This is a genomic window from Gemmatimonas groenlandica, assembly GCF_013004105.1.
GTDB classification, from domain to species: domain Bacteria; phylum Gemmatimonadota; class Gemmatimonadetes; order Gemmatimonadales; family Gemmatimonadaceae; genus Gemmatimonas; species Gemmatimonas groenlandica.
Map to the genome: position 1 here is coordinate 1,644,747 of NZ_CP053085.1, position 23,633 is coordinate 1,668,379.

Annotated in this window: 15 protein-coding genes; 5 read left to right on the plus strand and 10 right to left on the minus strand. The window is 64.7% G+C overall.

What is annotated here, in order from left to right; genetic code table 11:
- Nucleotides 1-15 precede the first annotated feature (15 nt).
- From HKW67_RS07010 to HKW67_RS07020, 3 genes are all read left to right on the plus strand, one after another.
- Entirely contained in the window at nt 16-2,697 is a 2,682-nt protein-coding gene (locus HKW67_RS07010) for a M1 family metallopeptidase (protein WP_171224698.1), read from the plus strand.
- Nucleotides 2,698-2,946: 249 nt separating this feature from the next.
- A complete protein-coding gene (locus HKW67_RS07015; RefSeq protein ID WP_171224699.1) occupies nt 2,947-5,949 on the plus strand; it encodes a SusC/RagA family TonB-linked outer membrane protein in 3,003 nt (1,000 codons plus the stop codon).
- Nucleotides 5,950-5,997: 48 nt separating this feature from the next.
- Nucleotides 5,998-7,422 (plus strand): RagB/SusD family nutrient uptake outer membrane protein, encoded by a 1,425-nt coding sequence (locus HKW67_RS07020; protein ID WP_171224700.1) that lies wholly within the window; start codon nt 5,998-6,000, stop codon nt 7,420-7,422.
- Nucleotides 7,423-7,571: 149 nt separating this feature from the next.
- On the opposite strand, the gene HKW67_RS07025 is transcribed toward HKW67_RS07020, so the two are convergent.
- Genes HKW67_RS07025 through HKW67_RS07050 form a run of 6 tightly spaced genes read right to left on the minus strand, consistent with a single transcriptional unit; the run spans nt 7,572 to nt 12,373 of the window.
- Complete coding sequence (locus tag HKW67_RS07025) at nt 7,572-8,438, minus strand: carboxypeptidase-like regulatory domain-containing protein (protein ID WP_206044633.1); 867 nt, start codon at nt 8,436-8,438, stop codon at nt 7,572-7,574.
- 38 nt (nt 8,439-8,476) lie between these two features.
- Nucleotides 8,477-8,920 (minus strand): hypothetical protein, encoded by a 444-nt coding sequence (locus HKW67_RS07030; protein ID WP_171224702.1) that lies wholly within the window; start codon nt 8,918-8,920, stop codon nt 8,477-8,479.
- A 32-nt stretch (nt 8,921-8,952) separates the two neighbouring features.
- Nucleotides 8,953-9,405, minus strand: coding sequence for a hypothetical protein (locus tag HKW67_RS07035; RefSeq protein ID WP_171224703.1), 453 nt, complete (start codon nt 9,403-9,405; stop codon nt 8,953-8,955).
- Nucleotides 9,402-9,908 carry an MOSC domain-containing protein gene (locus HKW67_RS07040; RefSeq protein ID WP_171224704.1) on the minus strand — a complete coding sequence of 169 codons (507 nt, stop codon included), beginning with the start codon at nt 9,906-9,908 and terminating at the stop codon, nt 9,402-9,404. Before HKW67_RS07040 ends, HKW67_RS07035 begins: the two co-directional genes overlap by 4 nt.
- Nucleotides 9,908-11,041 carry a bifunctional chorismate mutase/prephenate dehydrogenase gene (gene tyrA / locus HKW67_RS07045; protein WP_171224705.1) on the minus strand — a complete coding sequence of 378 codons (1,134 nt, stop codon included), beginning with the start codon at nt 11,039-11,041 and terminating at the stop codon, nt 9,908-9,910. Before tyrA ends, HKW67_RS07040 begins: the two co-directional genes overlap by 1 nt.
- Nucleotides 11,042-11,062: 21 nt before the next feature.
- Complete coding sequence (locus HKW67_RS07050) at nt 11,063-12,373, minus strand: YncE family protein (protein ID WP_171224706.1); 1,311 nt, start codon at nt 12,371-12,373, stop codon at nt 11,063-11,065.
- 43 nt (nt 12,374-12,416) lie between these two features.
- Here HKW67_RS07050 and HKW67_RS07055 point away from each other — a divergent pair, with 43 nt between their 5' ends.
- Entirely contained in the window at nt 12,417-14,462 is a 2,046-nt protein-coding gene (locus HKW67_RS07055; protein WP_171224707.1) for an Ig-like domain-containing protein, read from the plus strand.
- A 201-nt stretch (nt 14,463-14,663) separates the two neighbouring features.
- Here HKW67_RS07055 and HKW67_RS07060 read toward each other — a convergent pair whose 3' ends face one another.
- The 4 genes from HKW67_RS07060 to HKW67_RS07075 form a co-directional block, all read right to left on the minus strand.
- Nucleotides 14,664-15,188 (minus strand): DUF305 domain-containing protein, encoded by a 525-nt coding sequence (locus HKW67_RS07060; RefSeq protein WP_171224708.1) that lies wholly within the window; start codon nt 15,186-15,188, stop codon nt 14,664-14,666.
- 69 nt (nt 15,189-15,257) lie between these two features.
- Nucleotides 15,258-16,853, minus strand: coding sequence for an acyl-CoA mutase large subunit family protein (locus HKW67_RS07065; protein WP_171224709.1), 1,596 nt, complete (start codon nt 16,851-16,853; stop codon nt 15,258-15,260).
- A gap of 16 nt (nt 16,854-16,869) precedes the next feature.
- Entirely contained in the window at nt 16,870-17,949 is a 1,080-nt protein-coding gene (fbp, locus tag HKW67_RS07070) for a class 1 fructose-bisphosphatase (RefSeq protein WP_171224710.1), read from the minus strand.
- A gap of 205 nt (nt 17,950-18,154) precedes the next feature.
- Nucleotides 18,155-20,626, minus strand: coding sequence for a DNA internalization-related competence protein ComEC/Rec2 (locus HKW67_RS07075; protein WP_171224711.1), 2,472 nt, complete (start codon nt 20,624-20,626; stop codon nt 18,155-18,157).
- 221 nt (nt 20,627-20,847) lie between these two features.
- Between HKW67_RS07075 and HKW67_RS07080 the strand changes: the two genes are divergently transcribed.
- Complete coding sequence (locus HKW67_RS07080) at nt 20,848-23,544, plus strand: TonB-dependent receptor (RefSeq protein WP_171224712.1); 2,697 nt, start codon at nt 20,848-20,850, stop codon at nt 23,542-23,544.
- Nucleotides 23,545-23,633 lie beyond the last annotated feature (89 nt).

Here is a 23,633-nt window from a genome sequence, read left to right on the forward strand (position 1 = left end):
GGGCAGCTTGCCTGTATGTCTTCTTCCCGATCCTGCCGCCCTTCGCGCCCTCTCACGGGCGCCCTCGCGGGTCTGCTCGCCGCCGTCCTCGCGTGTGCCGTCGTCACCCGCGCCGGCGCGCAGTCGCCACTCCTGACCGGCCCCGGCGTCTCCGCCGAGCTGGCGCGTCTCCGGGAGGCACAGGTCACCGACGTGGCGTACGACCTCGCGCTCTCGGTGAGCGCCGGAGACACGGCGACGGGCCGGGTGACGGTGTCGTTTACGCAGCGCACGGCGGGCGACGTTGTGCTCGACTTCCGCGGACTGTCGGTGCGTGATGGGAAGATCAACGGTGCGGCATGGGCCGAGATGGCGGCGGCCTGGAACCGGCATCACCTCGTCGTTCCCGCCGCGCGTCTCCGGCTCGGCCGGAATTCGGTCGAGGTGGGGTTCGCGACACCGGTTGCCCAGGCCGGCGCCAGTATCATCCGCAACCGCGACGCCACCGACGGCAACGTATATCTCTACACGCTGCTCGTACCGTCGGACGCGAACCTGCTCTTCCCCTGTTTCGATCAGCCTGATCTCAAAGCGAAGGTACGCCTCTCGCTTACCACGCCGATGGCTTGGCGCGCGCTCGCGAACGGCCGCGAGATCGGTGTGGACACGGCCGGCGCGCGAGTCACGCATCGTTTCGCCGAGACGCAGCGCCTCAGCACCTATCTCATCGCGTTCGCCGCCGGTCCGTGGGCGAGTGTCACACGGAGCGTGGCCACGACCTCCAAGGCGGCGCCCGTACCCGTGTCGCTCTGGATGCGCCAGTCACGTCGCACCGAAGCAGAAAGCGACACGCTGATCGAGATGAATGCGCGCGCGCTGCGCTGGCTGGGCGACTGGTTCGGTATCCCCTACGCGTTCGACAAATTCGATGCCCTGCTCGCCCCGGCCTTCCCGTTTGGCGGTATGGAACATCCGGGCGCGGTCTTCTACAACGAAGAGAGCTTCATCTATCGCGAACGTCCGACCGTTTCGCAGCTACTTGGCCGACAGGCGACGACGTTTCACGAAGTGGCTCACCAGTGGTTCGGCGATTACATGACGATGCGATGGTTCGATGATCTGTGGTTGAAAGAAGGATTCGCGACGTACATGGCAGCGCGCATGCAGGCCGATCTCGAGCCCACCTCGAACGCGTGGAAGACGTTCTATCTGCGCAACAAGCCGGTGGCGTACGCGACCGACGCCACGGCGGGCACAACCCCGATCTGGCAGCAGCTTGGCAACCTCGATCAGGCCAAGAGCAACTACGGTCCGATCGTCTACAACAAGGCGCCGGGTGTGCTCAAGCAGCTCGAGTATCTGGTGGGTGCGGCGGCGTTTCAGCGCGGGGTGCAGGATTTCCTGCGCACGCATGCCTACGACAACGGTACGTGGCGCGAATTGCTCGGCAGCGTGGGGCGTGCGGCCAGTCGCGATCTCACGGCATGGGGCCAGGCGTGGATGCTTCGCCCCGGCATGCCGCTGGTCGAACAGCGACTCACCGTGCGCAACGGCGTGGTGCAGCGACTGGCGCTGGTGCAACGCGCGGCCCAGCCGACGCTGTCGGGGCGCGGTGCCTGGCCGCTCAAGGTACAGCTCCTGATGTACTACGCGAATAGACCGGCGGTGCGCCTTCCCGTGGAGATGCGCGGCGATACGACGTTCGTGACCGCGGCCGCGGGACGGCCGGCCCCCGACTTCGTGTTCGCGAACGACGGAGATTACGGCTACGCGATCGTGCTTCCCGACTCCATGAGCGTGCGGTGGCTCGAGCAGCACATCGGCGCCGTGCGCGACGACTTCTTGCGGGCGATGCTGTGGGGATCGCTGTGGGATCTGGTGAGAGAAGCGAGGCTCTCACCGGCGCGCTACGCCGAGATGGTGATGCGCGAACTGCCCGCGGAGCGCGACGAGCAGATCACGGGAGCGCTCGTGGGCCGCCTCTCCACCGTGATCGGGCGCTATACCGACGACGCGGCGCGCGAGGCGCTGCTCGCTCGTGCGGAGCCCGTGTTGTTACGGGGCGCCGCCGACAGCGCGCGCAGCTACGGGCAGCGCAAAACGCAGGTCGATGCGGTGATCGGACTCGCGCGCTCGCCAGCCTCGCTGCAGCGGCTCGATCGCTGGCTCGATGGCGACACGGCCGCGGGGTTAGCCCTGCGGCCACCCACACGATGGTCGATCGTGACGCGGCTGGTGGCGCGTTCGGCACCGAGTGCGTCCGCGCGGTTGGCCGCGGAAGCGCGTCGCGATTCCACGAGTGAAGGACAACGACAGGCGTTCGTCGCCGACGCGGCGCGTCCGGATTCGGCCCATAAGCGCGCGTTGTTCACGCGGTGGTTCTCGGATGTCGCGCTGAACGAAGAGTGGGTCACGTCGAGCCTGCGCAGCTTTCACGACGCCGACCAGTCGACGATGACGAAGGCGTACCTTGTGCCTGCGCTCGATACGCTGCCGTGGATTCAGCAGAATCGCCGCATCTTTTTCCTGGGCAGCTGGCTGGGCGCGACGATCGGCGGCCAGAGTGATGCCGCGGCGCTCGGGCAGATCGACCGCTGGCTGGCGTCGCATCCGGCGCTTGCCCTCGACCTCCAGCAGAAGATCCGGCAGAGCCGAGACGAGCTCGAGCGTACGGTCCGGATCCGGCAAGCGTTCAGCGCGGGGACGCCTCGACAGTGACCCGATTCGTCCCGCGCTGACGGGACGACCGGAGTCGTCAGCAGGCGTCATGTCCCAGACTGACGCGACTTGTGACCTAGCCACACGCTATTCGTCCGCGCTACCTTGCCTTCAACTCGACTGTCAGCTTTGTGTGACGATTTCGTCCCAATCTGACAACGAAAAACGCTGACAGTGGCGCGAATCGACGACTTCGAGCCGCTCACCGTTTCGATCCCGCTCCGCCTTCCCCTCCATCGGAGACCCTCAATGGGTAGGTTTTTCTCGTTCGCCGCGGCACTCGCGGTTGCCGTGCTGCCGCTTCGCGCGGACGCACAAACCCGAGATATCTCGGGTAAGGTGACTCAGGCGGTCGTCGGCACCCCTATCGCTGACGTGACCGTCAGTATCGTCGGACAGCAAGTCGGTGTCCGTACTAATGAACGCGGTGAATTCCGCATGCGCGTGCCGTCGGGTGAAGTGGTCGTGCTGGCGCGACAGCTGGGCTTCAAACGCCAGACAATCCGCCTCGGCCCGACCGAGAACACGGCCAATTTCGTCCTCGAGAAGGACGTGCTGCAGCTGGAAGGCGTGACGGTGACGGGTCAGGCGACGACGACGGATCGCAAGGTCGCCGCGACCGCCGTGGCAACCGTCGGTGGTCCGGAGCTGAACCGCGTGCCGGCTCGCTCGATTGAAAGCAACTTGGCGGGTAAAGTGGCCGGTGCGCGCATGTTCGAGAACAGCGGCGCCCCGGGCGGCGGTGCGCAGATTCAGATTCGCGGTGCCACCTCGGTGCTCGCCTCTGGCGACCCGTTGTATGTGGTGGACGGCGTCATCATTTCAAACGCCAGCATCTCCTCGGGAGCGAGCTCGGTGAGTCGCGCCTCCGGTAGCACCGGATCGAGTCAGGACCAGGTGGTGAACCGCTTGGCGGACCTGAATCCGAACGACGTCGAGAACATCGAAGTGCTGAAGTCGGCGGCCGCGACGGCCATCTACGGGTCGCGTGCTACCAACGGTGTGGTGGTGATCACCACGAAGCGTGGCAAGCAGGGCAAGGCCACGTGGAACGTGGTGCAGCGTATGGGGACGCAGCAGGCCCAGCGTCTTCTCGGCCATCGCTCGTTCGAGAATTACGCCGAAGTGAAGCCGTATGTGGGCGGCGTGTATGGCGACTCGATCGCCCGCGCGGTGTGCGGCTCCGGCGCGTGCCCGTCGTTCGATTGGCAGAAGGAGCTGTACGGCCGCACGTCACCCAGCTGGGAAACGTTGCTGTCATCGGCCGGTGGTGCCAACAACACCCGGTACTTCGTCTCGCTCAATGACCGTCAGGAATCGGGCATTGCGGTGAACACCGGTGCCCGTCGTACCGGTGGTCGCATCAACCTCGACCAGACCATCGGCACCAAGCTCACCGTGAGCGCCGGTATCGACGTTACGCGCAACTTTTTCCAGCGTGGGTTCGGCAACAACGACAACGCTGGTGTGAGCCCGATCTACTCGCTGGCCTACAACCCGGCCATTATCGACCTGCAACAAAAGGACGCGTCGGGCCGCTACGTGCAGATGCCGTTCTACACGGGTAGCACAAAGCCAGGCTTCGGCACGTCGAATCCGTTTGAGGTGTTCAACTTCGCCGACAATACGGAAAGTGTGTGGCGCCAGGCGGGCAATGTGCGCGTGGGATACACCGCGCTGTCGACGACGAAGAACTCGGTGCAGCTGTCGTATCTGACCGGTGTTGACCGTTTCCAACAGGAAGGCTTCCAGTATTTCCCGAACTACTTCCAGGTCGAGCCGGCTGACGGATTCCTGGGCACGGCGAATCAGGTGAACGCGTCGAGCTTACAGATGAATCAGGGCATCAACGCGGTGTGGACGTATTCGCCCGGTGGCAAGTGGTTCACCTCGGCGACGACCTCGATTGGTGGCTCGTACGAAACGCAGGCGCTGAACCAGTACAGCGTGCGTGGACGCGGCCTGCTGCCGACGCGCAAGATCGCGCTTGGAGCAACCGACATCGCGATCACGAATCAGCGAACGGAGTTCCGCGATCAGTCGATGTACGGGCAGACGCAGTTGCTCATGCTCGACGAAAAGCTGGCGGTGAATGCCGGCGTGCGTGCCGACCGTTCCAGTGCAAACGGCGATCGCGAAAAATATTTCACGTTCCCGAAGTTCTCGGGCTCTTATCGGTTCGTGAAGCCGCTGACTGACAAGCTCGACGAAGTAAAATTTCGTGCCGCGTGGGGACAGTCAGGCAATCGGCCGCGTTGGGCCGACCGTGATGTGCTCTACGCCGACGGCGGTCTGATCGGCGGTAGCGGCTCGCTTGTATCCTCCTCGGCGCTCGGCAGCACGACGGTGAAGCCGGAAGTCATGAACGAATTGGAGTTCGGTACGGACATCACGCTGTTCGGTGGGCGTATGGGCGTCGAGTTCTCACGCTACCAGCGTAAGATCAAGGACTTGCTGCTCACGTTCCCGCTCGCGCCGTCATCGGGCCTCGGCACACAGGTGATCAACGGTGGTCAGTTGTCCGTCCTTGGTACCGAAGCCGTACTCTCAGCGGTGCCGCTCCGCACGCGAAATTTCGAGTGGACCACGCGCATCATCTTCAACCACAACGCGCAGTTCACGGATTCCATTCCGGTTCCGGCCTTCGCCGCGGCTGGTACGTTCGGCGTCTCGTACGGCCGTAATCGTATTCAGAGCGCGACGCGTTCGACGAACATCTGGGGCAATGCGCCGCTTCGTCCGGGTACCACACCCGGTACCTTCGTCGTCGTTGACACCATTCTGTATGACTCGAACCCGATCCACACCACCACGTTCAACAATGACTTCTCCTACAAGCGTTTCACGCTGTCGGCGTTGGTTGATTGGCGGAATGGTGGCTACGTGTCGAACATGACCAAGAACCTGTGGGATGAGGGTGGTCAGGCTCGCGATTTCGTAGCAGAGGGGAAAACACGGTTCGACACGTTCAATAAGCAGGATATCCGCCCGTATCTCGAGAAGGGCACGTACGTGAAGATTCGTGAAGTCTCGTTGAACTATCAGGCGCCGGACGCGTTGGCGAAGAAGCTGCCAGGTGCGAGCTCGCTGCGGTTCAACTTGAGCGGTCGCAATCTGGCGATCATTTCGAAGTACTGGAGCTTTGACCCCGAGTTCAGCAACTTCGGCAACGCGAACTTCAACCGCTTCGTCGACCTCGCGCCGTTCCCGGCAAGCCGTCAGTTCTTCTTCAGCGTCGACGTGGGGTTCTAAGCCATGACAACCTCAATTCACGCGACCCCGTCCTCGGCAAAGACGATTTTGACCACTTCTCGCGCATTCGCCACGCTTGGTGCGGCGCTGGTGCTCGGTGCGTGCAGCGCCGACAAACTCGACATCACGAATCCCAACACGCCGAGCGTCGCAGCTGCCAGCGGCGACCCGCAGGCACTTCAGCTGCAGGCAACCGGTTTGTTACGTCAGCTTCGCGGAGGCCGCGGTGGCTTCATCAGCAATACCGGAATTTTCGGGCGCGAGTCGTATAACTACACTCCGCAGGAAGGACGCAACACCTCGAACTATCTGATCGGCATCTCAGGACAGAACCGATTGGACCCGGCGGGATTTGCGACTGGAGTCTGGGCTGGGCAGTACGGTAACCTGCGCGATGTGTTCAATCTCAAGAATGTCGCAACGACGTCGACCGCGCTGACGGCGGAGCAGAAGGCTGCGACGCTGGGCTTTGCGAAGACGATCGAAGGATTGGAGCTGCTGTACGTCATCAGCACCCGCGACACGCTCGGCGCGATCGTCGAGATCAAGGCGAACGCGTCCGAACTTGCCGCGTTCGTATCGCGTGATTCGGTGTACAAGTACATCCTTGCCACGCTCGACGAAGGTGCCACCAACCTGGCGGCGGGCGGAAGCGCGTTTCCGTTCACGATCCACGCCGGCTTCAACGGCTTCAACACGCCGTCAACGTTCCGACTTTTCAACCGCGCGATTGCAGCGCGCGCCGCCGCGTACTACGCGACGAGCGGTGGTGGCGCGGCAGCGTGGCAGCGAGCGCTTACTGCACTCGGTGCATCGTTCATCAACACTGCGGCAACGACGCGCGCGCAGCTTGATGCAGGGCCCGCCCACGTGTATTCATCGGCGACGGGCGATGCGAACAACCCACTCAACGTGGTGACGGCTACGGACATCTATGCGCATGAGTCCATTCGGACGGATGCACAGAACAAGGCGAACGGTTCGCCTGATGACCGGTATACCGCCAAAATTGGGTCACGGCCCACGCGGAACGCTCCCTCGGGACTGGGCATTGCGTCATCGCTCGGTTTCAATGTTTATCCGGCGTTGACGAGCAACATTCCGATCATCCGTAACGAAGAGTTGTTGCTCCTGCGGGCCGAGGCGCTGTTGGCCACGGCCGACAAGGCGGGCGCGATAGCGATCGTGAACCAGCTCCGCGTGAACTCGGGTGGCCTTGCGCCGTCCACGCTCACGACGGCGTCAACGGATGCCGATGTGTTGACCGAAATCCTGTACAACAAGCGCTATTCGTTGTTGCTCGAGGGGCATCGCTGGATCGACATGCGCCGGTATGGCCGGTTGAACCAGCTGCCGCTCGATATCGCAACGGGAACGAACGCACACTTCGTCGCGCGGGTGATGCCGATCCCGCAGGGCGAATGCCTGGTGCGTGTAGGCAAGCCGGCGCCGCTCGCTGGACCGGGATGCTAAGGAGTACGGAGTAAGAAGTACGAAGTAAGAAGTACGAAGTAAGAAGTACGAAGTACGAAGTACGAAGTAAGAAGTACGAGGTACGGAGTAGTAAACGCCCCCGTGAGAGTCTTCTCACGGGGGCGTTCTCACGGAACCTAGCGGATCAATCAGTACCCGTCGCGCGTCCAAACCGCGATGACGCCGCAGCGTCGGTCAGGGCCGCTGAATTCAGGCGGGGTCGTGGCGGGACCGCTGTAGATCTCGATACCGGCAATTTGTCGAGGCGGTGGTAGCAGGTCGAGATTGAAGAATCGAGGCAGCACAATGCCATCGAGCAGGATCTGCATGGGACAGGCGCCTGAGCCTGCGCCCGTCAAGCTCCCGCCTTCCCGGCGCGACAGGGCCACGGTTCCGGCGAACTGTTGATCGGTGATGCGTGAGACCTCGACGCTACGCGTATTGCGAAGATAGTCGGAGGCCTCACGCGAGCCTCGACGATCGAGCTCGTCTTGCGTGATGAACTGTCCTTGGCCGATAAGTCGGCGCTTTTCAAATCCAAGCATACGCATGCCGACCCGTCGCTCTCGAATACGCAACGTGTCCAGCAGGCTGTTGGAGCGAGTGAGCGAATAGGTGAGCCGCAACGTGTCATTGTCGCGCACGTCGATGATCCCGGAGGTGGGCGCGAAGCCAATGCGTCGGACGACGATCAGGTATTGCCCGGGCGGTACCTGCAACATCCGGAACCGTCCGTTCTCTCCAGTCACGACGCGGGCGGAGGTGCCGACTACGGAGATGTCCGCGCTTACCAGCGGGCGAAGCAAGGTATCGGTCACCACGCCATCGATCACCGATTGGGCGCCGGCCAAGCGTCGCGCGGCTGCGGCGGCGCGTTCCCGCTCCTGCGCGGCGCGATCGAGAACAGTCGTACGTTGCTGGGCGCCGAGTGCCGTCACCGAAATCGGGAGCGCGCAAAGAGCTGCGATGGCAACGGACGTTCCGAGGCGCCGAGAAAAGCTGGGCATATTGGTCATGGACTAGAGCAACTGGTGGATGAACGCTTGCTTCGGTGCTACTTCTTCTTCAGGTCACCGCAGGCCACGATGATGCCCATGGCTTGCGCGGCGTCGTGGATGTTGACGTAGTAGGTCGTCGTGTCGGCGAGCACGACGGCCAAAGTTGCCTTACCGGTCCCCTGCCCCTTGTCGTTGATCACAATGGGCGCGTAGGCGCGTCCGCCACCGACGACGCCGCCGCTCTTCTCGCAGCTGCCGGCGTGGATGTGCCATGGTCGTGTCGCCCCGGGGGTGTCGTCGGCGATCGTGACGGAGACCTCGGAGCCCGCGCCGTCTGTGGTAGGCGTGACGGATGCGGTGCCGTGCGCCTTACGCCCGTCCTTCCCGGCGAGCGTGGCGGCGTAATCGGCGATCGGTCGGGCGAGGGCGAACAGGACGGCGCTGTTGCCGACGAGTGCGGCGCTGAGCGCCAGCCAGCGGAAGGTCGTGCGGCGGGGCATCGGGAACTCCGGTACGAGGACGTGCAGGGAATCTACGGACGACGAGCAGGAGGACGCGGGGGCGTTCCCTTGGCGGGCGGCCCCTTGGCGGGCGGCCCCTTAACCGGCGGGCGGGCGATCGGTGGGGCCTTGAGCGGCGGTCGAGGTGGCGTCGAGCGAGACGTGGTACCCCGCTGTCCCGGGAACGCATCCGCCACGAAAATGAACGCGAGCGCGAGCGCGGCCAGCACGAGGACCACAAAGAGCACGCGCGCTCGCATGGGCCGACCATCGACCCAGATCGTGGAAACGAGCACGGGTACGACGATAAGAAACAGGCGCACGATGCGTCGATCGAACGTGTTCGGTACGATCTTCGTGTTGCGCGGCGTGATCTTGAGACGATACTCCGCCTCACTGGCGAGTCTGAACACGCCATCCTCGAGCGCGCGGAACCAGCGCACCGGCGGCAGGCGCATGAGCAGTGCCTGCAGCTTCGCCTTCATGCCGGCACGCGATCGAAGAGCGAGGGCGGTTCCGAGGAGTCATCCCAGCGGATCGCGTCGCCCACGGCAATGTCGCCGTCGTCGAGAATCATGGCGAACGCTCCGCCACCCCACGCTGGACGCATGATGGCCTGCAACCCCGGGAACACCTCGTCCATCTGGTGACACGGCTTGGTCTCGCCCGCGATCTGTACACGCACGTTGCCGAGACGGAGTACGCGCCCGCGCGAGTCGACCAGCGGGATGCCGCGAACCAGCACGTTGGCGCGACGTCGGATGGGGCCAAGCGACGCATCGTGCTCATGGCCGAGGGCGGCGAGGTGTTCGTCCCATCGCTCGGCCTCGAGTAGCGTGATCTGCCGGCGTCCACGCTGATTGGCGTTGCCCACCAGTCCGCGGTTAGCGCGCGCGTGCACCGTGCCCACCGCATCCATGGGGCCGCGCTTCGCGCGCTTGAGCCAGATCTGTTCGACGACGCCGGTGGGCACTTCGGAATCGGACATCAGGCGCGCTCGACGATGCGATCGATGAGGAAGCTGGACTGCTCGAGCGCCTCGGCAGTGAAGTCGCCGAAGAACAGGCGGACATCCTCGAACAGTCGCGAGAACGCGGCTTGATCGCCGCGCGCGAGAATATCGGCTACGTCGTGCACGGACTGTCCGAACGCCGACGTGACGTCCGCGGTGCGCGGGTTCCGCATTTCGATGGATCCGTAAAGCGCGGGGTCCTGCGCAAAATGGCGCGCGGCCACGTAGAGTTCCAAGAGGTACGCCGGTGAGGTGAAGGGCAGCGTTTCGGCCAACGGCAGGCCGAGGCGGCTGAGCGTGAGCCCCTGCACCTGCGTTTGAAAGTGGGTGAGCACCTGCACCACCGACATCGCACGATCGTGCTGCGTGGCGTTGGTTTCGGTGATGACGAGACCGCGCGCGGCGAAGGATTGCGCGACCCAGTCGGCCCATGCGTCGCCGCGACCACGACAGATCACCACGCGCTGTCCCTGCAGCGTGTGCACGCTGGGTCCGAACATGGGGTGCGTGCCGACCACGCTCGCGCTGGTAACCTCGAGCATCGCGTGGAGCGGCGCCTCCTTCACGCTGGTGACGTCCATGAGCAGCGCATCCTCCCGCACATGCGGGCCTACAGCGCGAATCACCGTGTCGGTCACGTCGATCGGGACGCTGACCACGACCACGTCGGCCACCGCCGCCGCTTCCTCCGCGCGCAACGTGGTGTCGGTGTCGACGAGCAGCAGGCGATGTCCGAGGTCGCCGAAGAGTCGCGCCATCACGCGACCGATACGGCCGTGGCCGCCGATGATCGCGATGGTGTACGACGCGGCATCCATCGGCACTTCGGCGCGCAAGGCGGCCTGATGATCGCGACTCGACCGCATGAGCAGCCGGAAGATCGACTCGATCTCATCGCTCGGGAGGCCCAGCTCCTTCGCGTGTTCGTGTCGATCACGCAGCAGTTCTCGCTCGCGACTGGCGTCACGGATCTTGAGACCGTGCTGGCGTTTGTAGGCCGCGACTTCTGCCACGAGTGCCATGCGCTTGGCCATGATCTGCAGCAGGTCGCGATCGAGCGCGTCGATCATGGCGCGCACCACCGGGAGCGGGCGCGGCGTATCAGCCACGTGTGCCACTCATGAACGGCGTCACTTGGTCATCTTCCAGAAAGCGATACCGCTGGCCTGCGGTCCGACATCGGCAGTACCCACCGTCGCATGCGACGTGAGATCGATGACATCGACCTTACCGGGCTGCGAGCCCTGCCCTTCGCTGCTCACGAACGCGTATTTCGAGTCGGAGCTGATGGTTACGCCGTGCGCGAGACGGTTCGACGTGGGCACCTGCGCGACACTGGCGCCGGTGGTGAGATCAAAGATCTCGACGGCGTTACCCTGCTTGAGCGTGGCGACCATCAGTTTGCCGTCGGCAGTCACGGCCAGGTTGTACACGCCACGTCCGGTCTTCATTCGACGCATGAGTGCCCAGGACTTCGTGTCGATCTCGAGGATCTCATCAGCCTTGTTACAGGCTACGTAGATCTTCGTGCCGTCGGCCGACGGCTGTGCCCACGTGGGCGAGCAGGAGGCGGGTGCCATCGTATGCTTCTCGAGGCCCATCCCCGAACGCCCGACCTGCGCCGGATCGACCGTCGGCCCGGCGGACGGCTTCGTTGCCGGACGTGAAGCGGCCATGTCGTGCCCCATGGCGGCATGATCCATTCCCGCCTTACCGCTGGCCATCGTGGTGGTCGCCGTGAGCGCCAGCGGCCCTTCCTTGCCCGTGGCCAGCGAGAACCGGCGTGCCACGACGAAGTCCTTGGTGTCCACTTCCACCAGCTGGTCATCCATCATGCAGGTGGAGTACTGCCGCATACCATCCGGCGACACGCGACTGCCGTGCGGCATCGTGCACGTCACGATACGCGCGACTTCCGTGTGATTCGGCGTGTAGATCACCGAGACCGTCGACGGGATCATGTCGCCGTGCAGATTGAAATTCACCGACAGCGCGTAGAGGCCGTCGGGCGTGACGTCGATTGACGCGGGGAAGTTGCCCAACAGCAATCCCGGACCGACAAGCGTGTCGGGGCCGAGTTCGTAGCGCCAGTACTTACCATCGGGGAAGCCGTGCCCTGTGGTCAGGTGCAGGTACTTGCCATCCGGCGAGATGGCGAGGCCGTGCGGTCCCTCCATCTCGGTCGCCAGCTCGCCGACACCGATCATCTTTTCGACCACCGTCCCCATGGGCCCGAAGCGCACGCGATAGATCTTGTCGGCGGACTCCGCACCCACGTACACCCAGTAGTCGACGAGGGGCGCTTCGACGGGCGCTGGCGCAAAGACGGGCTTGGTCTGCGCGGTCAACGGTGCCGTCGGGCGCAGCAGCGTAGCGGCCGCGAAGGCGACGACCGCGTGGGCCGCGCGCCACGTCTTGCGAGGGCTTGGAACGAGAGGCATGATCGCGGGGCTCGGCAGGAACTATCCCATTGGAGACAACAGTATGAACGTAGCGCGCAGCCAGCGGTTCGTCACGACGACCGCCCTCTTCCTGGCGATCCCGCTTGCGATCACCGGTGTGACACCCGGCGCTGCCGCAGCGCAGGTCGCGACCCAAGCCGTCGTTGCCAGACTCGTCGCCGAACCGGCCAAGGTCACGATCCGCGCCGGCGAATCGCTGCCGTTCAAGGTCACGGCGTACGACGCGCAGGGTCAGATCATCCCCGACGCCGTCGTGCGCGTGGGCGGACCGCGTCAAGCGGTGGCGTTCAGCGATGGACAGGTGCGCGCCTTCCGGGCGGGCTCGTATACCGCCACGGCCACGGCAGCCGGCGCGACGGGGCCGATCGCGCTGGACATCCCGGTACTCGTCAGCTGGCCGGCGCTGTCCAAGCTCGCGATCACCGCCGACTCTGGACGCCTGTACACCGGCATCTCACTGGGGCATCGCGTGGACGGCACGCATGCCGACGGCAGTTCGCGCGCCGGCCTCATTCCGACGTGGCGTAGCAGCGCACCAGCCGTCGCGTCGGTGGATCGCTTCGGCACCGTGACGGCGCTCAAGGCCGGTACGGTGGTGATCAGCGCCGAGTCGGAAGGGTTTCGCACCAGTAAGACGTACACGATCATCACGAACCCGGTCAGCGCGCTCGCACTGGACATCAAGGAACATGTGATCCTGACGGGTCAGGTCGTGCATCTCAACGCCACGGCGCGCACGGCGACCGGGGCGCCGGTGAAGGATGCCGTGATCACGTGGAGCTACACGTACACTCCCGACGACACGACGGTGGCACCCGGCGGCCCCGGCATCATCGACTGGGGACGCTTCACCGCAAATTATCCGGGCCGTTTCACGTTGCTCGCGCAGTCGGGGAACGTGACGGCGCGCAAGGTGCTCGAGGCCAAGCCGCGTGACGTGGTGCGTCGGATCACGGTCACCGGCCGTGGCAGCATCGCAACGACGGCCACGTCGGACCTGTGGCCGTGGACGGGCAAGGATGGACGCGACTACTGCCTGGTGGGCACCTGGGGCGGCGACGGCTACGGCATGGTGTTCGACATCACGGACATGAACAACATCGTGAAGACGGACTCCATCAAGATCGATGCGCGCACGATCAACGACGTTACGGTTTCCCCGGACGGTCGGTACGGCGTGCTGGCGCGTGAAGGCGCCTCGAACCGCGTAAACGGGGTGGTCATTCTCGATCTTGCCAACCCGGCGCATCCAAAGATTGCGTCGACGTTCGACCAGGAACTCACGGGTGGCGTGCACAACATGTTCGCCACCAACGATCACCTGTTCGCGATCTCCGGCGGCCAGAAGTACGTGATCATCGACGTGAAGGACATCTACAAGCCGAAGTACGTGAGTGAGTATCAGCACCCGAATGCCCGCATTCACGACCTGTGGGTGCGCGATGGCATCGCCTATTCGGCGCAGGGCGGCGTGGGAGCGGTGATGGTCGACGTGGGCAACGGCAAGTACGGCGGAACGATCGAGAAGCCGAAGCTCATCAACGTCTTCCCGATCAACTCAGGCCACGAAATCTATCCGTACTTCCAGAAGTCGACGGGTCGCACGTATCTCTTCCTGGGCGACGAAGAGATGAACCGCGCCGGCCGCGTCTGGGAAGGCACGAACTATCGCGCCACACTGGGCAGCGCCGGCGGCGTCGCGCAGACCTCGGGCGGATACGTGCACATCGTGGACGCCACCGATCCGATGCATCCGCGCAAAGTCGGCCGCTACCACCTCGAGGATTACGGCGCGCACGACATCATTGTCGAAGACGACATTCTGTACCAAGCCTACTACGACGGCGGCGTGCGCGTGGTCGACGTGAGCGGTGAACTCATGGGCAACCTCGCAGATCAGAAGCGAGAGATCGCCGTGTTCAAGCCGTACGATCCGAAGGCCTTCACGGCGAACGCACCGTTCGTCATGAACGCGATGCCATGGAAGGGTCAGGTGCTGTTCACCGACTTCAATTCCGGACTGTGGTCGGCGAAGCTCGAGCCGAAGGCGAAAGCGATTACGCCGTAACACATACAAAGACGGCGACGGCAACGGCAACGGCGAAAAGCAAAGGCAACAGCCGGAACACGGATTAAGTCAGATGGCACCGATCACACAGATAAGCAAAAGCCTTTGATCAAAAACGCGAGGCGAAGGCGCGGTACGGCTTATCTGTGCAATCGGTGATATCGTTTTCAAATCCGTGTTCCCGCTGTTGCTGTTCGCGAGTTAGACGCGCGCCGATGTCGATTCGCGATCGCCGCTGGACGTGACAACCGTGCCCTGCACGTGCTGTACGAACGACTCAGCACAGAATGCATTGAAATCACGCTGCATGGCGTCGTGCTCCCGCTCGCCCATCTTGCCAAGCTCGGCCAGTCGGGCATCACCGAGGCGCTCACCAGCCGCCGCGAAGGTCGCGAACGTGTCCTGCGACTGGCGGATCATGACGATGTCGCCGACGACACGCAGGAAGTCGGTACCACGCAGGGAATCGACGACATCGCGTGCTTTGCCAATCGCCGAGCCCAGTACGTTCTTGAGACCGCTTCCACCATCCGATCCGATCGTCGTGCCGTAGGCCTCGAGCATTGTTTGGTGCTCCTCGAGAGCCGGGATGTGCTTCTCGCACAACTGCCGATAGGTGGGATCGTCGGCCTGTCCCGCATGATCGCGCAGACTGCCGATCAAGGCGTTGTGCTGCGAGATCGCGTTGTTCAGCTGCGCGCGAAGGAAATCGCGTCCTGTATCCATGGTCATGCTCCATCGTGAAAGGTGCGAACACGGGTTGCACAGCCCGTGCCGCACCGATCGCGATGCCGATCACATTGTCGGCTGATATCGACCCCACACCTGCTCGAGCGTGTCGGCAATTTCGCCAACCGAGGCGCGCAGGCGTACCGCGTCGATGATGCGCGGCATGAGCGGCGCGCGCGCACCGACATGGGCCGGGAGATACTCCGGCGCGATCTCGAAAATCGCCTGCAACGCGGCCTGCACGGCGGCGTTGTCGCGCGAGGCCTTTACCTGCTTCAGTCCGGCCACCTGCCCCACTTCCAGCGCGCTGAAGTCCGGGGAGGGAATGATTGGCGGGTCCTGTCCGTCGCCGAAACGATTCACCCCCACCACCACGGTTTCGCCCGCTTCGACACGAAGCTGGTACTCATACGCGCTACGTCCGATCTCTTCCTGGAAGAAGCCGGCGCGAATCGCCGCGGCGGCACCGCCGAGGGCGTCCACACGCTCCAGCAACTCGAGCGCGCGCGCTTCGACGGCATCGGTGAGCTGCTCCACATACCAACTGCCGGCGAGCGGGTCCGCGGTCTGTGCCACGCCAGACTCATAGCCCACGATCTGTTGCGTGCGCAGCGCGAGCGTCGCGGCTTCGGCGGTCGGCAGCGCCAGCGCCTCATCGTAGCCATTCGTGTGCAGCGACTGCGTGCCGCCCAGTGTGGCCGCGAGCGCCTGGACGGTAACGCGCACCACATTGTTGAGCGGCTGCTGTGCAGTGAGCGTGACACCACCGGTCTGCGTGTGAAAGCGCAACTTGCAGCTGGTGTCGTTGGCGCCGAAGCGTTCGCGCATGAGGCGCGCCCACAATCGCCGTGCGGCACGGAACTTCGCGACTTCTTCGAACAGATCGCTGTGCGCGGCGAAGAAGAACGACAAGCGCGGCGCGAACGCGTCGACGGCCAGACCCGTGTCGACCGCCTGCTGCACGTAGGCGATGGCATCGGCGAACGTGAACGCCACTTCCTGCACCGCCGTGGCACCCGCTTCGCGGATGTGGTATCCCGAAATCGAAATCGGATTCCACTGCGGCACTTCAGCGGCGCAGAAGCGGAACATCTCGGCCGTGAGCGCGAGCGACGGATCGGGCGGATAGATGTACGTGCCGCGCGCGATGTACTCCTTGAGAATGTCGTTCTGCACGGTACCCGACAGCGCGGAGCGGGCGATCCCACGCTCTTCGGCCACCACGATGTACATGGCGAGCAACGTCGATGCCGTGGAGTTGATCGTCATCGACGACGAGACTTTGTCGAGCGGAATGCCGTCGAGCAAGACGTGCATGTCGTCGACGGTATCGATGGCGACGCCGACGCGGCCCACTTCTCCGCTCGCGCGCGGCGAGTCGGAATCGATGCCCATCTGCGTGGGCAAGTCGAAGGCGACCGAGAGTCCCGTCTGCCCCGCTTCCAGCAACAAGCGGAATCGCTCGTTGGTGGAGCGTGCCGTACCGAAGCCCGCGTACTGGCGCATCGTCCAGAGACGACCGCGGTACATCGTGGGCTGCACGCCACGCGTGAAGGGAAACTGACCGGGATCGGCCAGGTCACGGGTGTAATCAACGTGGACGTCGTCCGGACGGACGACGCCTGGGATCGGAATGCCGGAGGGGGAGAGTCGCTCGCTCATCCCCCCAATCTAGCGATCAGGACGCGACTGTCGGAGTCGGCGCTGCGGTTCGCGTTCCACGCCGCTCCGGAATGCCCGGTGCGACGTACTGCGGCAGCGGGAACTCGGCGACCGTTTCCACTTCGGCTTTGCTGCCGAGGTAGAGCGGCGTCCGCTCGTGTAGTTCGGTGGGCTGCACGTCGAGGATGCGACCGAACCCGTTGGTGGCCAAGCCACCCGCCTGCTCGGCGATGAACGCCAATGGATTCGCCTCATACAACAGGCGCAGCTTACCCTTGGGCGCCTTCTCGTTGGCCGGATAGCAAAACACGCCGCCACCGAGGAGGTTGCGATGGAAGTCGGCGACGAGTGATCCCACGTAGCGCACGTTCAGCGGCGAGCGCTGACCGTCCAGCCCGCGATAGCGACGCATGAGCGCGCGCGTGGGTTCCGGCCAATCCTGTTCGTACGCGTCGTTCACCGACAGATACCGCGCACGGGTCGGGATCTGAATGTTCGGGTGCGACAGCAGAAACTCGCCAATGGACGGATCGAGCGTGAAGCCGTGGGCGCCCTGTCCGGTGGTATACACCAGCATCGTACTCGAGCCGTAGATGACATACCCGGCGGCCACCTGACGGCGACCCGGCTGCAGCATGTCCTCCATCTCGCCACGCGCACCACGGGTGATCTTCTGATACACCGAGAAGATCGTTCCCACCGGCACGTTCACGTCGATGTTGGACGAACCGTCGAGGGGATCGAACAGCAGCACATACTTGCCGGCGCGAAAACCTTCGGGAATGTGGATGATGTCCGGCTCCTCTTCGGACGCCATCGCGCACAAGCGACCGCCATGGTCGAACGCTTTGACGATGATCTCGTTCGAAATCACGTCAAGCTTCTGCTGGACCTCTCCCTGCACATTCACATCGCTCGTGGCGCCGAGAATGTCCGCGAGTCCGGCGCTTCGCACCTTGTTGGCGATCATCTTGCCGGCGAGCGCCATGTCGTAGAGGATGCCCGACAATTCGCCGGTCGCCTCGGGGAACATGCGCTCCTGTTCGATGATGAAGCGTTCGATCGTGACGACGGACGTCGCAGTATGCCTGACCACGGTTCTACTCCTGGGGGGAGACGGGCGCGCAGGAGCGCAGCAGCAGAGGTTCGACCCGATCCGGGGAGGATCAGAGCGAGACGCACGTAAAGACCGTTGACGCAGTGGCGGGGAAACAAGCGTACGCGTCGCGGTCTGTGGAAACTGACCTACGTGGGCAAGCTCAGGCAAGAGCCGCGCCGTGCTCCGGCGCCGACAATGGCGATCAGGGTGGCACGGCCGGGCGCTCCGGGATACGCCACCGGTCGCCATGGGCGGTCACGTCGAGCCACTGCCCGTTCGTGGAGACGACGACTGCCCCTTCCAGATCTGATCGCAGCAGCGGCACCCGCCGGTTGGCAAAGCGCTCCAGGACCTCCGGCGATGGGTGCCGGTAGCTGTTTCCCGCGCCGACGGAGACGAGGCCCACGAGCGGGTCCACGGCGCGAACAAAGTCGGGCCCGGAGCTCGTCCGACTGCCGTGATGGCCGAGCTTCAGCACGTCGGCGCGTAAGGCGCCGTCGGGAAGTCGGTCGAGCAACCACCGCTCCTCCTGCTGCTCGGCATCACCCATGAACAAGAATCGCCGTCGCCCGTACGAGACCCGGAGTACCACGGACGTCTCGTTGGCGTCGTGCTGCATGGCCGTCCAGGTCGAGTCCGGTGCCAGGACCTCGATGGACACGCCATCGAGCTGCCAGCGCTGCCCGGGGTGCACGCGTCGCCACGGCTGGCCGCTGTCGCGCAGCGCCACGAGCGCTTTGCGATAGCCGCTGCTCGACGTGACGAAGGCAGGCTCCCACCACTGCCGCGGCGAGAGCGCCGTGATCACGCTGGCGGCGCCGCCCACATGGTCCTCGTGGGCATGCGAGAGCACCATGAGCGCGACCGCACCGCCGCGACGCTGCACGTATGGGATCACCGCGCGGCGACCCGCGTCGCCGCCATCCCATGATGGCCCCGCATCGATGAGCACCCAGCGACCGCGCGGCGTTCGGAGTGCGAACGCGTCTCCCTGCCCGACGTCGATCATGTGCAGCTCGAGTACGCCAGCGCCCACCGTCAGCGTGGGTAGCCAGACGGCCAGGACCAAGGCCGCAACAGCGAGGCGAAGCCACGGTCCGGCACGACGCGCGGCGGTGGCCCGCACCACGGCGACCGACGCGAGACCCGCACCGATCGCGGCCGACAGCGTTGGCGCCACATGCACGACGGCATACGGCATCGCGGCGGCCGCGGCGGCGATCCGATCGAGCAGCGCAATCGGCAGGGCACTGGCGTCGGCGATGATCTTCGCCATCGGGTCCAGCGGACTGGCCAGCAGGGCGAGGAACAGCGCGGGCTGCAGGAACGCCACGAGCGGCCCCGCCAGAATGTTCGTGAGCGGCGCGAGCACGCTCACGCGTCCAAACGTCCACGCGATCAACGGCGCGGTGACAACGGTGGCGACCACGCCGGTGATCGTTTCACGCACCAGCCATCGTGCGATTCCCCGTCGCGTGACGAGCCAGCGCTGTGTGTCCCGCAGGGCAGCGCGCCACACCCCGGAGAGACCTCCGCGCGACGAAGGCGGTAGGGCGAGGGCATACGGCTGCCAGCGTCGCAGGATGGCTCTGGCAGCCACCAGCGCAGCCATCCCACTCACGCTCAGCTGCCACCCAAGGTCGAGCACGACCAACGGCTGCACGGTGGGGATCACGGCCCCGAGCGCGAGCGCGGTCCATTCATGCACCGGACGCTGCCACGCGGTGGAGAGCATCACCGTGAGCAGCATGACCGCGCTGCGCACGGCAGGAGCCGGCGCACCAAGCATCGCGACGTAGGCGAGAATGAGCGCCAGTGACGCTACGGCCCCGACGGTCGCCGGGAGTCGCATGGCGGCGGTGATCGTGAGCAGCGCCGACGCGATGATGGCCACGTGCATACCCGACACCGACAGCATATGCACCAGCCCCGCGTCGGCGAATCGATCACGCACGGCCGTGGCGATGCCGTCCTGGTCGGCGATGACCAGCGCGCGCACGAGCGCGGCCCGCTCACCGAACAAGCGATCGATCGTCTCGCCGGTCCGTCCACGGGCGGCGCGCAACCAGTCGCGACCGATCGGTACCTCGGCACTATCGGCGGCGAGTCGCACGCCGCGATCGGTGGCCAGCGCACGGCCCCGCACCACGGCGATGTCGCCGGCGCGAAGTACACCGCCGGCGAGTCTCACTGAGGCCGCGACGGTGCAGCCTCGAGATCCCACGTTGAAGCGAAGCGTGCCGCGCCCGCGGAACACGGGCGGCGCGGTCGCCGAGATGGAATCCGATCCAAAATCCGCTCGGTGCCGACGCCTTCGAGGCGCGGCACCGTCACGCTCGGTGGTTGCGCCCTCGAAGGCCAACGTGACGCCCGCGCCGGTGGCGACGCGCTCGACTGCCGCCGCCCGACAGAGGCGCGCATCGTGAGTGGCCGACGCACTCGCGAACACGCCGGCGAGGCCGAGCCCGGCGAGCGTCAGACTCGTGAGCCCCCCCACGTGCCGCGCCCGCCATCCCGGACGCGCCGCCAGGCCGGCGAACAGCATCGCGACGACGAAGGCCGCCGCCGACTCGACGCGTGCGAGCCATGGCGAACCCATCGCCGGTTCGCCGAACGTGGCGCCGACGAACAACCCGAGCAGCCACCAGCCGGCGGCGTGAATCAGGAGTGGCATCCCCCACGGTGGCGAACCGGCACCGGTAATGCAGTACCGGATCCACGCACACCGTTACCGGTCGACGCCGCAACGCCACCGAAAACGACTACTCCCGCGTGCACCACGTTCTCGACACGAAAATGCGCCTCCTCCCCCTCCACGCCTCTTTCGGAAGTATCAAAACGGCCGCATTCTAGCATGAAAGAACCGTTCGCCCCACTCACTCATTGGGAGATCCGATGCGGATTGAAACATTCGTCGCGGCTGCAGCAGTCGGCGTGATGACGGCTGGTAGCGCGCACGCACAGCCTGCGACCGGCACCGTCGCGGGCAAGGTGACGGAGGTCGGCGGTGGTGCCGTCGTAGGTGCCAGCGTGTTCATCACGGGAACGCAATCGGGATCACTGACCCGAGGCGATGGTGGCTACCGCATCGCACTTCGGCCGGGCCGCTACGAGATTCGCGTACGGCTGGTCGGGTACGGCCTGGCGCGCGACTCCGTCACCGTGACTGCAGGCGGCACCGTGACGAAGGACTTTCGGCTCGAGAAATCAGCTACGACGTTGGGGGCGGTGGCGGTCCTCGGTTCGCGCACGCAAGAACGTACCGTGCTCGACGCGCCGGCCCCGATCGACGTGCTCAGTGCGACCGAGTTGCGGGCCACCGGCCGTGTAGAGACCGCACAGATGATTCAGATGATCGCCCCGTCGTTCAACTTTCCACGCGCCACCGTTGGCGACGGTACGGACCACGTACGACCAGCAACGCTGCGCGGACTCGGCGCCGATCAGGTACTGGTGCTGATCAACGGCAAGCGTCGGCACACGAGTGCGCTCGTCAACGTGAACGGCTTCGTGGGACGTGGTCAGGCTGCCGTCGATCTCAACGCGATTCCGGCGGGCATGATCGATCGGATCGAAATTCTCCGTGACGGCGCCGCGGCCCAGTACGGATCGGACGCCATCGCCGGCGTGATCAACATCATTCTCAAGGGCAATGCGCCGACGGAGTTCACGGCGTCGGTGGGCCAGACGAACACCACGCTCGAGGGCAACCCAGCGCTTCCCAGCAGCATTCAAAACTTCAAGAAGACGCTGAACGACGGCAAAGTCTTCCAAGCGAATGGCACCTGGAGCACGGATTTTGGCGGCGCGGGATTCCTCGCGCTAGGCGCGGAGTATCGTGACCGAGGCCCCACCAATCGCTCCTTGCCGGATACGAGGCAGCAATATTTCACCGGCGATTCGAAGAATGCAAATGCCGCGGCCATCAATCATCGCCAGGGCGATGCGGACACGCGTGACGCCACGGCATTCATGAATTACGGACGGACCCTGTCCAACGGCGCGCAGGTCTACTCCTTCGCCGGCATCGGCCGCCGCGATGGTGAGGCGGCAGGCTTTTGGCGCCGCGCGCAGGACGACCGCACGGTTCGCGCGATCTATCCCGACGGCTTTCTGCCGTTGATCACGTCGACCATCTGGGATTACTCCGGCACGCTCGGCGTGAAGGGCGACGTGGGCAAATGGAAGTACGACGTGAGCTCGGTGGCCGGTCGCAACACGTTCGCCTTCGACATCGCCAATTCTGCCAACGTTACGCTGGGTGCGGCGAGCCCGCGCGAGTTTTACGCCGGTACGTTGGGCTTTACCCAGAGCACGACGAACGCCGACTTCTCACGAGAACTGAACATCGGCCTTCGGAAGCCGCTCCAACTCGCCACGGGCGCCGAGGTGCGCTACGAGCGCTACGACATTACGGAGGGCAACCCGGATTCGTATCGCGACGGCGGCGTGCGGATCCTCGACGGCCCGAATGTCGGCCGCCAAGGCGCGGTCGGCTCCCAGGTGTTCCCCGGCTTTCGTCCCACGGATGCAGGCGCGCACTCGCGCAGCAACGTCGGCGCCTATCTCGAAGCCTCGAACGAAATAACCGATCGGTGGCTGCTGAGCGTCGCGGCGCGCGCCGAGAACTATTCCGACTTCGGCAGCACCGCCACTGGCAAGGTGGCCACGCGCATCTCGTTGCTCGATCAAGTCAAGCTTCGCGGAGCCGTGAGCACCGGTTTCCGTGCGCCGTCGCTGCACCAGCAGTGGTTCTCCTCTACCGCGACGAACTTCATCAACGGGCAGCCGTTTGACGTGCGAACGCTCCCCGTGACCGATCCGATTGCCCGTGCCCTCGGGGCCGAAGATCTCAAGCCGGAAAACTCCGTGAACTGGAGCGGTGGCTTCGCGATCGAGCCCTCCAAAAACTTCTCGTTCACGGCTGACTACTACAACATCTTCATCAGCGACCGCATCGTCTTCTCGGAGAATTTCACCGGAGCGCAGGTCTCGGCGCTGCTCGCCTCGAAGGGACTCGCCGGTGTCTCAGGCGGCCGCTACTTCACCAACGCCATCAACACCCGGACGCAGGGCGCGGACTTCGTGGCGAACTACGGCGTGACACTGGGCACGCTTGGCTTCGTGCGCCTGACCGGTGCGTACAACACGACCGAGAACCGCGTCACCTACGTGAAGCCCACGCCGACGGCCCTGTCGTCGCAGTCCGAAGCGTTGTTCGGTCGGGTTGAACGCGGGCGCATCGAAGTCGGACAGCCGCGATCGAACGTGATGGTGTCGGCGAACCTCTCACGCCGGGCGCTCGACCTCACGCTTCGCGCGCAGCGCTTCGGTGAAGTAGTGTCGCGCGGCACCGCGACGAACGGCACGCTCGACAACGTATACGGCGCCAAGGTCATCACCGATGCCTCCATCGCGTACACGTTTCCCCGACAGCTCCGATTGACGATCGGCGCCGACAACCTGTTGGATGTCTATCCCGGCTACAACTCGGCGCTGACCAACAACGGCGGCATCTTTCCGTACAGTGGTGGCAGTCCGTTCGGCTTCAACGGCCGATATCTCTATGCTCGGCTGAATATCACGCGCTGACGACCGTCTGCCATGACGCAACGCGAGGGCCAACGGGAGATTCCCGTTGGCCCTCGCCGTTTGTCGGATACCGCAACGAACCGGCGTCG